Source organism: Ignavibacteriales bacterium (assembly GCA_015709675.1).
GTDB lineage: Bacteria > Bacteroidota > Ignavibacteria > Ignavibacteriales > Ignavibacteriaceae > H2-BAC3.
The window spans coordinates 2,374,942-2,389,863 of the sequence record CP054182.1 but is presented as its reverse complement, the minus strand read 5'-3'; the positions used below and the strand labels follow the sequence as shown (position 1 = coordinate 2,389,863).

The following is a 14,922-nucleotide window of genomic DNA, read 5'->3' as shown; positions in this document are numbered from 1 at the left end:
TTAAAAGTTAGGGAAGATTTATCTTAAGAGCAATACCACTATAAAGAGATGTAACGCCGTTCACACCTTCAACATCCTTGAAATCGGGAGCAAAGGTAAACCCTACACCTCCTTTATCCTCGGTAAGGTAGAGAATATCCACCATATTGTAAATATAAACTGCGGCAGTAACCAGAATAAATAGGTCTCTTCTCTTTACATCATTATCCCGGTTCCCTTTTTCGAACTGAATCTGATCCCAGTAGTAATTGGCCAGATTGTAATTACCAGCACCGTTATAATCATTAGTCAGAGTTTTTATTCTGTCCTGACGGGCATGGAAGTTGTTTTCTGCCAGAATGGCCGTTAACAGACTGCCATAAAAACCGAGGGTTAAACCCGCACCTTTATAATCATGCCCGAGAAAAGTTTGTCCGGCACCCGGGATGATAGCAGAAAGCCAGGCAGCACGAACTTCCCTGTCAGACCAGTCAAGCCAGCCCGCAGACTTTTCGTAAGAGGGGGAGGTTTTATATGCAAGTGACTGCTGTGCAAATAAATTCTGCTGAGTAAATATCAGCAGCATTGCCAGCAAAAATGCGTAGAAAGAATTCAATTTCATCATTTTAACACATAGTTGAATATATTGACTGCAAATTCGTAATATCCGGCAAAATCATAGCCGGCACCCTGCTCTGCCCATAGTGTTGTATATCCTTTCGGAGAAAGCACTGCAGCAAGCCGTTTATCAATGAATAATCCCCTCAGAACGGTTGTCTTCTGAAAACCGGGAGTTACCTCATCAATACCCTGGGGAAGAACATCAAACTTGTTAGGGACGTTAAATATCTCATGCGTCATCGGAATATTTCTGATTTCCGCCGAAGAACCTATTGAAGACTGAACATCTTTCAGGAACGTTTCGTAATACTGAGCGAATGGATATTCATTCTTAAAATGAGCATTATCAATGAACAGAAATCCTCCTGAACTGAGATATTCAGCACAACCGTCCACAAATGTCTGCATGAATTCAGGCTTCTGACCGTTAGCGAGGAGAAATGCAATCTTTGACTCCTGCACATTGGGGTCACTGAAAGTGCCCGAATATGCCCTTGAATTGGTCGGCATATTCCGGTCTATATATGCAACGATCTGATTCATAGCCCTCGGCACCGGATTCCATGGCGGATCATACGTCAGTGCACCTCCCTGAGAGGTGTAGATGATCTGGCTTATCTTTACGGATTTCTTTCCTGATTTTGAAGTATCTGAATCTGACTGCCCGGCACTCTGCGGACGTTCATAAGGTACCTGCTTAAAATAAAATACCATATCCTTAAATTCAGACGGTTCATTATTCTCATCATAAGCAGTTATGAACTTTTTCACATCAATCTTTAACCGTTCAACTTCGTCAACCACGGGATCAAATACCACTAAACCATCGCGGCTGTCACCCTTATATACCGGCTTTCCGAAATAAAGCATCGTACGGCGGGCAATACCCATTCTGGTTTCAAAAATTTCTTCATCAGAACCGGATGTACCTTTCAATTTCTGGTAATATTCTTCTATGCTCAGATTTTTGGCGTTCTTCTTTTCACGGGCATAGGCTTCAAATTTATCTCCTCTGTCAGAAAGCAGCATGGAAAGTTCAGGGTCATAATTCAGTTTAGCGCCTGAATAATTGAATATAGTAACCTGGAAAACACTGAATCTTTTTGGCGTGTATCCCTTTTCAGGATCTATCCAGTTGCCGTAGGTATAAGGATTCGCTGAAAATTCAAAATCATCCGACTCCTGAGGGAATTCAAAAGTATTCAGCTGATAATCAGTGACATATTTTATTTCAAACTTCCAGGTACGTGCGTCATAAACAATAGCATCACCGGACGGGCTGATTGAGTAACCTGAATCTGCCAGTGCCGCAATGGCATCTGCATCAGGAACTACGGTAAGTTCAGTCCTTCCCGGTGGAAGAAAGATATATTCAAATACCGAATTGCAGCCCGCCATAGGGAGCAGCAACACAGTCATCAGTAAAATTCTTTTCATTGATATATATTTCATTTATTCTCTAATCTTAACAGGAACCGCAGCAGGTCCGAACCGATATTCAAGCGCTTTTGCCTGGCCAATGTTACTGGTCAGAAACGTTGTAAATCCGCTTGCCGTTCCTATGTTTATCTCCGCCAGATATACTGATACCAGCCTTGTGAGCGGATATAAATTCTGAACAAAGAACCCGGGATGCGGCTGGAAATAAAGATTCTCAGCACGAATCTGCTCCCTGGCTCCAATTTCTATTTTCTTTAATCTGGTCTCCCCGACCGCGTTCAGCCAGGAAACCAGTCCTATGCTTTTTCTCTCTCTTAATACGGCTGCAATCACCGCAGAATCCGAGTCCGTAAGAACGGCAGAAGCAATTTCCTGACCTTCAAATACATCGTATTTAAGAAATTCATACACTGATGAATTTATTCCCGGAAGCACGGCTGTATAACCGGAATTCTCTCCCTTAATGATTGCCAGAAGTGAATCAAATGAAATCACATTCGGAAAATCAAAACCTGCAACCACTGCAATTCCGTCGTAAACGAACTTAACCGTCTTATAATCAATCTTATTTGCAAGAGCGGCTGACTCCTCTTCTTCGTTTAATCCTCGAGCAGCAATTGCAATTTCAGACTCACCGTTCACCAGCCGGGCAATTGCCTCTCTGGCTGTTACTCTTTTTACTGAAATTTCAGCATCAGGATAAAGAGTATTAAATGAATCTGCAAGTACTGAAACCAAAGGGTAAACGGATTCATCACAATAGACAACCGCCTTACCTTTGGTCGGTGTTTCAAGTTTTTCAGAACAGCCGGCAAAAAACAAGCTCAGCACAACCGCTGAGAAAATGAACTTCATCAGTTAATTTCTTTTAACTGCTGAACCTCTTCATCAGCAAGAGTCGCGACTGAATACCTGCTCAGTTTCGCAAGGTTAAATTCATCAATGATATCTACCATATAGTGATACTTTGCCTTACGGTCAAGTTTCAGCAAAATAATGTAATTGGGATCTTCCTTGTATCTGTCCTGCAAATACGTCGGGAGTTCGGCAAAATCCATCAATACAGGTTCAGCAATACCTTTACTCTGGAAAAGCCTTCCTTCTTCATCAACTCTGAGAATAAGCAGATTGGTTTGCGAAACCGAACCGGAACTGCTTCCCGGAGGAAGTTTAATTTCAAGTGTCTGCGGTTTTCTGAAAACAGTAGTAAGCATAAAGAATGTGAGAAGAAGAAAGGCGATATCCACCATGGGTGTCATATCCATGTGAATGCCGATTCTTCTTTTCTTTTTCTTTTTACCCTTTTTGCCGTGGTCTCTGCCGCCGCCTAAATCAACGCCGCTCATATCCTCTACTCTTTCTTTGAAGGGATTTCAAGATCAGTGACCAGTGAAAATTTTGCAATAGCATTTTTTTGCAATACCTCCATAACATCTGATACCACTCCATATTCGGCGTCAGCATCGCTTTTGATAACCGCCTCAAGTTTGGAGTTACTGATTCTTGCCTGAGTGACCAGATCATTCAGCGATTGAATTTTGATTTCAACCGAAGTTGCTGTTCTGTAACTTTCTCCGAAGAGCTGCGCCATAATTCTCTGTGAGTCAAACCCGAGAAATATTCTTCCTTTTTTCTCAACCGTAATGTTCATTACGTTTGAAGTGGGGACTTTATTCTCAGAACGGGAACTAGGCAGAATCACTTCAACCTCTTCCTGCGGCTTAAACTGCGTGGTAAGCATGAAAAAAGTGAGGAGGAGGAATGCAACATCCACCATGGGCGTCATATCAATGACAATATTCACTCTTTTCTTTTTAATCTTAGCCATAGTTCAGAATCAGGATTGCTTACCTTTAATAATCTGCATGATGTTGTATGATGCTTCATCAACCTGATAACTGAAATTATCAACGTTATTAATGAACACGTTATAAGAGATAATACCTAGAATCGCTACAAAAAGACCTCCCGCGGTATTAATCAGAGCTTCAGAAATACCGGTTGCAAGCGCGATTGCATCGGGAGCACCTGCCTGAGCAAGAGCCTTAAATGCACGAATCATTCCAAGCGTAGTTCCGAGCAGACCTATCATGGTTGCGATTGATGCAATAGTAGAAAGTGCAATCAGATTTTTTTCGAGAAGCGGGGTTTCAAGCATTGATGCTTCCTCAACGGCACGCTGAACTTCAGCTACCTTCTTTTCTCCGTCTGAGAATTTCGGCTGGTCATCAATTTCCTTATACCGTTTTAACGCGCTTGAAAGTATATTGGACACTGCTCCCTTCTGTGCTTCACAAATGGTAATGGCTTCATCTACCTCATCCTTCTTCAATGATTCAATAACTTTATGAATCATTGCTTCAGGCGACCCTTTTCCTTTTGCACGCTTGTGCGAAATTATTCGTTCGATAATGATAGCAATAACCATTATTGACAAGGTAACAAGAAAGGAAACCATCACTCCCCCGGTATATATCTGCCCGAGAGTATTAATCGGAACCTCTTTTGCTTCATCCTTAAAGTTCGCCGGATCACCAAATACAAAAAAGAATATGGCCAGTGCAGCGATAAAAGAGAAAAGTGTGAGCAAACTAATAAATACCGATTGCTTCATGTAGCTGTAACTCCGTTAAATTTTAATTCTTGTATCAATTTTTTGCAGCCTCACGCTGATTCTGACGGTCAATAATGCCTCCTTTTTGTGTGCAGGCAAATACAACCACATTTAAACCAAACTGAAGCTGTCTCGTATTATCAATTGGTCCGCCCAGACTGCTCGGATTAACCGGCCATACTCCCCACGCCTTTCCGTATCCCTTGCTGCTCAGCAGAACAGCAAGTCTTCCGTTAAGAAAGATACCTTCAAGATAGTTATACTTTTCTTTAACCGGATGATTTGGATTAGGTCTTACGTTATCCTCACCGCTCGGAGGTCCGTTAAAATCTTCCCAGCAGCGGTAGAGCCAGTGATCATTAGGAATTTTTTCCCACTCAGCATCATAGCCAAGAGCCTCTTCAACCATCTGACGGGCTTTTTTATTAAATGCCCCCCAACGTGCCGCATAAGCATCATCAATGAATAAGAATCCTCCGTTCCGGAGATATTTCTCAAGATTCTTAACTTCAACCTGGGTATATACCGGGGTTGATTCAGAACCAGTCATATAGATGATCGGAACTTCCATCAGGAGTTTATCATCAAGCCGGATAGTTCCTTTCAGAGTAAAATCAAGGCGGGTATGCTTCTCAGCGTAGGAAACCAGATTCGGAAGCGCCTGAGGCACAACGTTATATCCGGGTTCACCGTTTTCATCAAGACGTGATCCGCGGTACTGCAGGATATAAAGATTAAGATGGCCGATAATATCTTTTTTATTCTTGCCAACTTTTACATATCCTTCATAGCGATCGCGGAAGTTCGAATAGTCAAGAAGATCATCGCTTACTCTGTCTGTCTGTCTGCCGGAAGTACGGGTGTTGGTAACATCATAAGCGATATCAGGTCCAAAACCGATACTGCCGTCATCTTTTCCAAAAAGACCGCCGGTTCCGCCTCTGCCGGTTGAAGTTCCGTAACTTCTTGTGCCGCCGGGTATTGACCAGCCTTCCGCTCCTCCGCTCTCACTTGAGGTAAGCGCACCGTGGAAAACACTTCCCTGTCCGCCAACTGAACTGGTCTGATTCATATTCGGTCTTACATCATCAGAACGGAAATCATCTGCGCTGGCAGCTTCTGTCATCGTATAATCCTTCGGATCATAATCGGTAGCTGTTGACTGCTCTTTAACAAGATCAAAGTCTTTAGCAAGCTTCGGAGGCGTTGGTTCGTACTTGATAGGCGGAGGCACTTTTTCGTAATAGGTATTAATCTTTACTGTTCTGACTTCGCTCTTTTTCTCGGAGAAAAAAGATACCCATAGGATTAAGAAAAGATGGGCAGAAACAGAAAGCATCATACCCCAGAAATAGGCACGCTTATAACGAACTTTCCACTTCGATGACAAAAGAGGAAGTTTGGCTATAAGCCGGTCTTCTCTTTTACTGAGCAGATAAAAAGGATTAAAGTCCTGCAGTCGCATCGCCTTCCTCTATCCACTCAATATGCTGCTGTGCAAAATAGACAATCCCCGCAGCGTTCGGATCGTCTTTATATTTTTCAACAATTTTCTTAAACAACTCAAGTGCTTTGGTAAAATCTTTTAACTGCTCATAAGCAGAAGCGATATTGGCTTCACAGGCCATCGCAACTTCACTGTCAGGATACCGTGCTACAATTTTTTCCAGTTCGGCAATTGCTGTTTTGTAGTCTTTCTTATCAAAAATGGCTATTGCCTTTTGATATTCTCTGAAAGCATCTATCTGAGACAATTCTTTTATGAAGCTTCTTGCCTCAACAGCTTTATAATGATCCGGGAAACGGTCAACAAAGTTACGGTATTCGAGCAGAGCCCGGGTATATTCCTTCTTGTTATAGAAATAATCACCAATAGTGAACTGTGCCTCAGGAACCAGTTTATCACCCGGGTATGTAGTGATCAGTTTCTGTAAAGGCACAATCATTTTATCAATTTCTTTAAGCTGATAATAGGACCATGCCATATTATATAATGATGCAGGTCCGAAGTCACTCTTAGAGTAATTGGTCTGAGTCTTATCATATTCAGCTATTGATTCGGCAAACATTCCCTGATTATAAAAGGATTCCGCAATATTATACTGTGCCTCTGGTGAAAACTCATCTGCCGGATACCGCGCCAGGAATGCCCTGAATTCTTTAATCGCCTCATTCCATTTGCCTATATTAAAATATGCATATCCGATAAAGAACATGGAATTGCGGACACTTTTCGATTCAGGATATCTTTCAATAAAGGAGTAAAATGCCTTTGCAGCATTATCGTAATATCCGATATCATACAGATTGACGGCAAAATTGAACAGTATTTCCTCATTCACTGCCGGATATTTCTGAGCTGACCGGGCAAGAACTTTAAGCGCTTCGTCTATATTACCATTACTGTTATAAGCCATGCCAAGCAGGAAGGACGCTCTTGAATAGAGATACTCATCATCAAAATTATACGCAAGCGTCTGTATACCGTATTTCACGACATTCTTCATATCCTTCATTTCGTAAAATACTTCAACCAGAGCCACCATGTAACGCACTTTTTCAAGGGTATCTGTCGAACTTGCAACAAAGCTAAGCATCAGGTCAACACCCTTCTGGACCTGCCCTGTTTTGGTATATGCAGTAGCTAAACGTCCCCTGGCATTTGGCACAAGCTGAGGCATTCTTAGGGCAAAGACTGAATCTGCAAGAACATTTTCAAGATCTGCAATAGACTCTTTGTGCTTTCCAAGCTGACCGTATAACGTACCTCTGAGATATCTGCTTTGCAAGCGGAGAAGATTATTTGACTTCTGATCGTCTATAACAAAGTTGAGCTGGGTAATAGCATCTTCATATTTTGTTTTAGCGATATAGACATCTGCCAGAGAAAAACGTACTTCCGGATTATAATAGGAAGCATTCTTGATAGTGTCTGCCATCGCTATCAGATCAAGCGCAAATTTCTCGGCTTCGTCAAGCTTTTTATCCAGTACATAGGATTTTGCCACCCTTATAATTGCGGGAACAAAAAACATGGAAGATGGTGGAATTTTTGCGAAATACGCAGGAATAGCAGCATAATTCTTCAGTTCAAAGTTTGCCTGAATCATGTAAAAGCTGATTTCATCCTCACGGTCTCCGCCGGGAAACTTATTGCTGAGTTCAGTTAGGATTGTCAGAGCTTCCTGAGCCTGCTTTTCCTCAAGCCGGATTCTTACCTTGTAAAGACTCGCGGAAACATACTGGGTTTTTTCATCCCCCATTTCGATAACCTGATCAAATCTTTTATCTGCATCAGGCAGTTCCCTCAGATTAAAGTATGAGATACCTGTCAGAAAAATCAGATCGTAATTGTATTCATTGCCCGGGAAATTATTAACAAACGAATCAGCTCTGGCAATCGTCAAACTGTAATCAGGAACCCCGAAATAACAGAGAACTTCAGTATATAATGCATCTTCAACCGGAAAACTTATTACTTCAGCAACTTCAGAATAGGCTGATGCATAGAAGCGATACTCGTCAGCCGCCTTTACAAATAGGGAATCTTTCTGATAGGTTTCAGCTATCTTAAACTGCAGTTTTGCCTGGAGTTCCTTATTGGCAAAGTTTTCATCAATAGCGTCTTTGTAAATAAGAATTGCCTCATTAATCCCCTTTTCACTTTTTGTATAATCACCCATTTTTATATAGGTTGCTTCTACAAGCGCCGGCAGCAACGCATATTGGGAAATGGTTCTTCTCCAGTTTACCATTGCTGAATCATAGTTATTCTTCTGCCGGTATGCGTCACCAATCTTTACCTGGGATTTGGCAACAAGTTCCAGATCAGAGGATTCAGTTTCACGGCTTGACATAGCGTCAAAAAGCTGACGATCTTTAACTGCCTTAAGCTGAATTTTTTCCCACTCAGTTTCCTTAAATGCAGTCGGCTTAAACTTGTCACCAAGAACCGACCAATAGTTTATAGCCCGGTCATAGTTCCCCTCTTCAAAATAGTTCTGACCAAGCTGATATAATGCCTTTGCCAGATATGTTGTAGAAGGATAAAAAGTTACCAGTTCATAAAATGCTTCAGAACTTTTAGGGATATTGCCTATCTCTTTGTACGCCCATCCGATATCGTATAGCGCGCTTTCGGCTTTTCTATGGTCCGGATATTTTTCGACCAAAACACGCGCTTCCCTGACAACATCATTAAATGCCTGCTGAGCATAATAGATATCATAAACCTGGAATTGAGCCAGCCCCCGCAATTCACTTCCGAAGTTCAACTTTTCGACCGTTCTGAAAACTGCGATGGCAGAATCAAATTGCTTAAGATTTTTATAAGCATTTGCCTTCTGATAATATGCTGCTCCAAGAACACTTATTGTCAGCTCACCATTCAGGATAGTTACTCTGATACTGTCCTTTTTAAGTAAAGGTGATTCTGTATAAATAATCTTGTTATATAGATCAATCGCAGGGCGGTAGTTTGATGCAGCAAAAAGATTTTGTGCACCATTAAAATTATCCCTCAGTTCCTGAGGAGTGGGAATAAAATACGCTGCAACTGCTGCGGCTAATACAAGAATCGCCTGCCAGATCATCCGCTCTTACAACCCCGCGAATATTGTAAAGAAGAGCAATGATTCCTGAGCACCCTTCGTGCGGTCTTCAGGACGGAGAAAATCTATGCTGGTATATTTATATCCGAAATCGAGAACAACGTTATAACCCTGGAACTGGGTTTTATTGCTTATAGAGAAAGCGGCAGTACTTTTGTTCTGGCTTTCAAAGTTGTCTCTGAAGTTACGGATCTTATACTTAAACAGGTCTGAAAGACCAAACAGTGAAAAGCCCTGTAAACCGAAGCGCAAATCAGTATTATTGGTCAGGCGGTAATCAGCGCGTAAAATCGGAATGATTTCCTGTGAATGACCATCAATTTTAAGGACTCTTGTTCCGTTCACATTCTCTGAAAGGCGTATTGTCTTTTCCGTACGGACTTTGAACTGAGGACTAACCTTTACAGTACCATCAAGGAAATAAAGAGTATAATCAATTTTATTAACCATTCCGAAGAAAGTTACACTGCCCGGCATCTGATCTCCGATGAGATTTGCTTCGGGAAGGAATGCAATTTCTCTCGATCCGATTTTAAACTGATTATTAAACTCGTATCTGATATTATTCTCAATATTCAGATTTGGAATCGCTGTGTATTTGGTACCAAGATATAGCGAATTCACAAGGGAGTTTCTGTAGTTCAGATTATCCTGTACAAAAGACGGAATAGGATCTGAAGTTGTGATAACACCCTTAAACTGATAACCGTTATTAGCAATGTTATCCTGAACCTGTTTCAGTACATAGTACATAGTCAGGCTTCCAAAGCGCGGGGTACCGGTTGTGAAAAATGCCTTCAGATAGTTAACATCGTTCTGGCCTCCGCGAGCAATTGCGGTTTCATTAATTTTACCGGCACCTACACTAATACCTTTAGAGAGTTCAAGCGAGGTGAAAATATGATAACCGTCAATATCCGGTTCATAAGGATAATCAGGCAATATATCGTTTTCCTGCTCATCAATTACACCGTTGTTGTTCCAGTCATCGCCGTAATCAAGTGATGGCGGATCTGCATAGTATGTAAGGAAGTCCTGAGCGAAATCAGGTACACCGTCTGCATTGCGGTCATCATCAGGAATACCGTCATTATCCTTATCCTTACCAGGGAAAATACCTGCATCTGGCTGACGGATAATAGCATCCAGACTTCTTAATTCATTAACGCTCTGGCGGTAACCTAACTTAAAGAAGTCATTAGCACCGGCATTAAGAACGTCACTGTTACGGCGGTTGATATCGGTCGCGTTAGCATTATAGAAGTAAAATCCGTCTTCCCAGCGGTCATCGTCATCGTTATCATCAACTAACGGATAGAAAGCACCTCCGGGGAAAAGAACGCGGCGCTGATAGGTAAAACTTTCGTCGTAGCCCAGGAAGTCAGGCGCCGTATATAAACTTGGGATTGGTGAACTTGGTACAGCACTGGTGGAGTTATACTGGAAATAGCTGTTTTCAAGTACATAGGTATGAAGACTCGTGATATATGTCGGATCAATTCTGTACCGTTCAATACCCATAGTCATCCTCCCCACCTTCTTCTTTCCTCTCAGGAACCATGCATTGCCGGTGTTTTCAAATCTTCCTCCGGAGAGTATAGGATATTTCAGGAATTCAGTACTCTGATTGTACTCGCCTTCAACTTCAAATCCTTCCCATTTGAAATTAAAGTTAACACCATAAACTGACATACCGGATGCCAGACCATAGTTAACAGTCAGGATTCTTCTGTTTGAAGCATCTTTAACATTACCTTCGGCACGCTCTCTGACGAAGAACGGGGTCGGAGTCGCGAATATTGAGTCCTGATGATGAGGCTGAAAACGGGCATCACCTGTATAGGTATCAAGAGTATTAACGTAATCCTGAGCAGTTTCCACAAGATAATCGTTTGCAACCGGAATCTGTACCTGAACTGCTTCCACACCCGGAGGCATCAGGAATGCATAGGTAATGCTTTCATCCACTCTGCTCTGAATCTGATACGGATAATTAGGAACAGGAGTAGAATATTTACTTCCGCTGGAGTAATGCGTAAAGAAGGTGAAACTGGTCGTGTCAGCGCCGCCAAAGAAACGCTGGTCAATCTGGAATCCGCGGTTTCTTTCGATGTCACGGAAAACATAATACTGAATAGGCTGTCCAAGCTGAGTTGCACCGGCAGTAGGTTTCTGCTTATGAATATTAACTAACGCCTGCGGCTGACCGTTGATGATTATCCTCGGATGACCATAAACGATCGGTCCTGAGTTATCACCGGGGGAATCATCGCGAACCCGTAGAAAGATCATCCTGGGTATGGCAGCTGTTACAACACCTTGTAACGAAGCTTCTTTGCTGTCTATTGAACTTCTGCGCTGATGCTGATTGACATATGTCATTCCGATAGTAAGAACATCACCGATATCCGTCTCAAAGTGGCCTCCAAACAGATACTGGGTCCAGTCACGGATTCTGCGCACACCTTCTATATATATATTAGAGTCAAAACGGAAACGAATAGGATCAGAAATTCTTGAAGCAATGACAGTTCCCCGGTATTTTGAGGTACCTGCATCCCAGCGGATACCGTTAAATCTTGCCTTGTCAAATGTGAGTGAGGTGAACTTGGTACGGATTGCATCACCAACCATCAGCCGGGTTTGAAATCCGCCATACTGGTCAACACCTATAACCAGGTTGTTGAAATAGTTTTGATAGAATCGTGACTTAATAATGTCACTGTTTCCGCCTGATATATCTGAAGCAGCGAGCTGTTTCTGCACTTCATTAAGTTCATATATCGTCGTTCCCTCTACAAGGAAGTTGCCGAATGAATCGAAGAACTTCTTGCGGATGAATGTGGCACTGTAGTTTTCGTAATTCCGTCCTGAATAGTTAATATAATTCTCTTCCCTCTTTCCTTTGTTGGAAATGAACTGGGAATAGATATCAGTACTGACAATCAGAATGAAACAGAGAACAAGGTATCTGAATTTCAAATTCGCCTCCGGAAACCAGCTTAAAAATTATAGGTGACAGTCAGTTTATGACTGCCTCCCACAAACTTTAATTCTAATGGATAGATATATGCGTAGTCAATTTTAACCGTCTCAACATTGAGACCAAATCCCCCTGAAAGTCCGCTTTCGCGCGCAAAATCCGCGCTTAAAAGATTGTTATATCCCCCGCGGATGAAAAAGTCGTTATTATAGCCAAATACCGAATACCGGGCACTTAAAAACTCTGCACCGCATCTTAAACCGATGATATCATTCTCCATAACAACATCGGCAAGTATCAGATATTCATACTTTTTGGACTGGTAAACTGTACCCAGAGCCATGGAAATCGGCAATGACGCATCACTGCTTCCATTGGAAGCGATGCTCGGATTTGTGATATTTCGTATGGAAAGACCCAACGAAAAAGCATCCTGCCCTGTCACTTCGTCAAATGTATAGATGGCTCCTGCATCAAATGTCAGGCCGACATAAGAGAGGGCATCTTCCCCAGGTGCAGCAGTTGCTGACCATCCAAGAAACTTTACAGCCCCTCCAACGGTCAGACGGGGAAGCAATTCTATACCGTATCCTGCCTGAATTAAATACTCTTTCCAGAGATCTGTGTTGAGCATGTTAATGCCAGCGCCGAATTTGCCAATATAGGGGAGCGGAATGAGGCCGCTGAATGAAACGTAATTAAGATTATCCCCTTCAACATCCGGATATAAATTAGAATAACTTGCCGAAACTGAATAATTTTCAGCATAGGCAACGGATGCAGCATTATAGAACTGCAGATAGGGCGCGCCGTGAAGGGCTATCCCCGCTCCTCCGAGTGATTTCACTCTGGCAGATATACCGAGATCTTCAAAACCTCCGGCTCTGATAACAGAAGAGATGACTAAGAAAATGGTAAGCAGATATTTCACATTCACCTCACACTTAATATGCTACAACGACGGTTTTCGTGACAGACTCACCGCCATTGTCACTTTCCACATAAATCTGATACAAATATACTCCCGGTTTTACGGTTCTTCCTCCGTTATCTCTTCCATCCCAGGCGATGGAATTATCAGAGATAAATGCGGCGGCTTTATCATAGGAATCATAAAGATCTCTGACCAGACGCCCGGTTAAATCGTATATCTTGATTGTAAGTTTTCTTGTCTGTCCGCCAATATATTCACCCGGCTCACCGATATTGCCAAGGAAAAACTGGAAGTATGTTTCATCATTTCTGCCGTCATTGTTCGGTGTAAACGGGTTGGGGCTCGCGGTTGTTCTTATTATAAGTTTCTCAGGAACACCCACCGTAACAATACTCCAGGCTTCCACCTGCTCAGACGATTTTGAATCAACCCGCTGCGGATTATCCGAAACCAATTTACTTGATACGGTCATGCGGTAGGGATTTACCGCCTGAAATGGTGTGGTCAGAAGTCGTATGACAATCTCAGCATTGGTTGTGATTGTCGTATTAAATGCGATAGTTATGAAAGAAGCACTTACACGGCTTGAATAAGCGGCGGGTTGTCCGTTAATGGTTATACCCGAAAGTTGGGCAGGTGACGGAGTAGATATGGTTATTGTATCTATCCCACGATCCCCCGGCAGAAACTGTGCATTCAGCAAGAGAGAGAAAGTTTCTTCACGCAAGACCTGCGAAAACTGGGGTGAGATTGATGCATCGGTTGTTGATACAACGTTTAGTGTATCATAATTAATTCTTACTTCGTCTATTTCCGGGCTGACAAGCACACCAGTGGTCAGTCTGACACGGTATTGCAGAAATCCTCTTGGTTCAAAAACAGAAAAAAGCGATCCGCTCTCGGTCACTTCATCCGACCAGTTACTCCAGTTTGTGTCCACAACCGGTGTTGAACCGCTGCGGAAACTAAAATAGATACCTGTTCCGGCAGGTCTGTTTCCTGTATATTCAACACTGCCAAAATTTACGTTTTTAGGAAGGGTCCGGACGGCTGAGGTATATATTCCCTGAGGAAGGAATCCTTCACCAAATACCTGAAGTTCAGTAATTACCGTCGCGTTATTCTGAGGAATAACATCAACGACCAGTTTTATATATCTGGCGATAATCGGATTGAAATTGGCTACCGGGCTGGCAATCTGGTTGTCAGTTTCCGTATACACTTTCTCCATTGTTATGGAATCTTCACCAGCGAATACGCTGAATGCCCGTATGCGGAGGTTCAGATTGTTACCGAGAGTAAAAAGCGAAACCTTTTTTACTGTACGGACAGCCTGAAGATCAACCATCACATAGGAGCCATTTTCTCCTCCAAGATTTAGCGGCGGAAACTGGATATATGAAGGTGAACTGAAGTTATTATCAAGGAGTCTCAACGCATTCCGGGAACCTGTATCAGCAGGAAGAGTCCCCTGATAAAAGATATAGGCAAATTTTCCGCGGGCAAGATTTTCATTTTCACCGGTTTCCAACTGAAGAATTCCCGGTCTGCTCTTGTAATCAACTGCGGTGGAGTTGAGCGTATCAACTATTCCGATACCGTTAAAAGTGGTGTCAATTATGGAAGACTGGGAGAATAGACCGCTGCCGGGTATCAGGAGAAACACGAAGAACAGAAACATGATGTAACTATTTTTTTTCATTGGCAATCAGTCGAAAATGGGTGGTAAATTTTTCGGTGA

Annotated in this window: 11 protein-coding genes; all 11 read right to left on the bottom strand. The window is 42.5% G+C overall.

Annotated features, from left to right (window positions below):
- Positions 1-7: 7 nt before the first annotated feature.
- The 11 genes from HRU80_08980 to HRU80_08930 are packed head-to-tail and all read right to left on the bottom strand — an operon-like array spanning position 8 to position 14,883.
- Positions 8-604, bottom strand: a complete 597-nt coding sequence (locus HRU80_08980) for a hypothetical protein (GenBank protein ID QOJ29005.1) — start codon at positions 602-604, stop codon at positions 8-10.
- Positions 601-2,037: a DUF4159 domain-containing protein gene (locus tag HRU80_08975; GenBank protein QOJ29004.1), complete on the bottom strand. Its 1,437-nt coding sequence runs from the start codon at positions 2,035-2,037 to the stop codon at positions 601-603. The genes HRU80_08980 and HRU80_08975 overlap by 4 nt, the downstream gene beginning before the upstream one ends.
- A gap of 15 nt (positions 2,038-2,052) precedes the next feature.
- Positions 2,053-2,895 carry a substrate-binding domain-containing protein gene (locus tag HRU80_08970; protein ID QOJ29003.1) on the bottom strand — a complete coding sequence of 281 codons (843 nt, stop codon included), beginning with the start codon at positions 2,893-2,895 and terminating at the stop codon, positions 2,053-2,055.
- Complete coding sequence (locus HRU80_08965) at positions 2,895-3,386, bottom strand: biopolymer transporter ExbD (protein ID QOJ29002.1); 492 nt, start codon at positions 3,384-3,386, stop codon at positions 2,895-2,897. Before HRU80_08965 ends, HRU80_08970 begins: the two co-directional genes overlap by 1 nt.
- A 5-nt stretch (positions 3,387-3,391) precedes the next feature.
- Positions 3,392-3,868 carry a biopolymer transporter ExbD gene (locus HRU80_08960; protein ID QOJ29001.1) on the bottom strand — a complete coding sequence of 159 codons (477 nt, stop codon included), beginning with the start codon at positions 3,866-3,868 and terminating at the stop codon, positions 3,392-3,394.
- 9 nt (positions 3,869-3,877) lie between these two features.
- A complete protein-coding gene (locus tag HRU80_08955) occupies positions 3,878-4,654 on the bottom strand; it encodes a MotA/TolQ/ExbB proton channel family protein (protein ID QOJ29000.1) in 777 nt (258 codons plus the stop codon).
- Positions 4,655-4,688: 34 nt separating this feature from the next.
- A complete protein-coding gene (locus HRU80_08950; protein ID QOJ28999.1) occupies positions 4,689-6,119 on the bottom strand; it encodes a DUF4159 domain-containing protein in 1,431 nt (476 codons plus the stop codon).
- Positions 6,100-9,246, bottom strand: a complete 3,147-nt coding sequence (locus HRU80_08945) for a tetratricopeptide repeat protein (GenBank protein ID QOJ28998.1) — start codon at positions 9,244-9,246, stop codon at positions 6,100-6,102. The genes HRU80_08950 and HRU80_08945 overlap by 20 nt, the downstream gene beginning before the upstream one ends.
- A gap of 6 nt (positions 9,247-9,252) precedes the next feature.
- Positions 9,253-12,246 carry a hypothetical protein gene (locus tag HRU80_08940; protein QOJ28997.1) on the bottom strand — a complete coding sequence of 998 codons (2,994 nt, stop codon included), beginning with the start codon at positions 12,244-12,246 and terminating at the stop codon, positions 9,253-9,255.
- A gap of 20 nt (positions 12,247-12,266) precedes the next feature.
- On the bottom strand, positions 12,267-13,178 hold the full coding sequence (locus HRU80_08935) for a type IX secretion system membrane protein PorP/SprF (GenBank protein ID QOJ28996.1): 912 nt from the start codon (positions 13,176-13,178) through the stop codon (positions 12,267-12,269).
- Between the two features lie 13 nt (positions 13,179-13,191).
- Positions 13,192-14,883 carry a gliding motility-associated C-terminal domain-containing protein gene (locus tag HRU80_08930; protein ID QOJ28995.1) on the bottom strand — a complete coding sequence of 564 codons (1,692 nt, stop codon included), beginning with the start codon at positions 14,881-14,883 and terminating at the stop codon, positions 13,192-13,194.
- Between the last annotated feature and the right edge of the window lie 39 nt (positions 14,884-14,922).

What these genes read in the sequence shown, in the direction of transcription:
- HRU80_08970 (QOJ29003.1), bottom strand. Translation starts at nt 2,895, where the DNA reads ATGAAGTTCATTTTCTCAGCGGTTGTGCTGAGCTTGTTTTTTGCCGGC.
- HRU80_08965 (QOJ29002.1), bottom strand. Translation starts at nt 3,386, where the DNA reads ATGAGCGGCGTTGATTTAGGCGGCGGCAGAGACCACGGCAAAAAGGGT.
- HRU80_08980 (QOJ29005.1), bottom strand. Translation starts at nt 604, where the DNA reads ATGATGAAATTGAATTCTTTCTACGCATTTTTGCTGGCAATGCTGCTG.
- HRU80_08955 (QOJ29000.1), bottom strand. Translation starts at nt 4,654, where the DNA reads ATGAAGCAATCGGTATTTATTAGTTTGCTCACACTTTTCTCTTTTATC.
- HRU80_08945 (QOJ28998.1), bottom strand. Translation starts at nt 9,246, where the DNA reads ATGATCTGGCAGGCGATTCTTGTATTAGCCGCAGCAGTTGCAGCGTAT.
- HRU80_08975 (QOJ29004.1), bottom strand. Translation starts at nt 2,037, where the DNA reads ATGAAAAGAATTTTACTGATGACTGTGTTGCTGCTCCCTATGGCGGGC.
- HRU80_08930 (QOJ28995.1), bottom strand. Translation starts at nt 14,883, where the DNA reads ATGAAAAAAAATAGTTACATCATGTTTCTGTTCTTCGTGTTTCTCCTG.
- HRU80_08960 (QOJ29001.1), bottom strand. Translation starts at nt 3,868, where the DNA reads ATGGCTAAGATTAAAAAGAAAAGAGTGAATATTGTCATTGATATGACG.
- HRU80_08950 (QOJ28999.1), bottom strand. Translation starts at nt 6,119, where the DNA reads ATGCGACTGCAGGACTTTAATCCTTTTTATCTGCTCAGTAAAAGAGAA.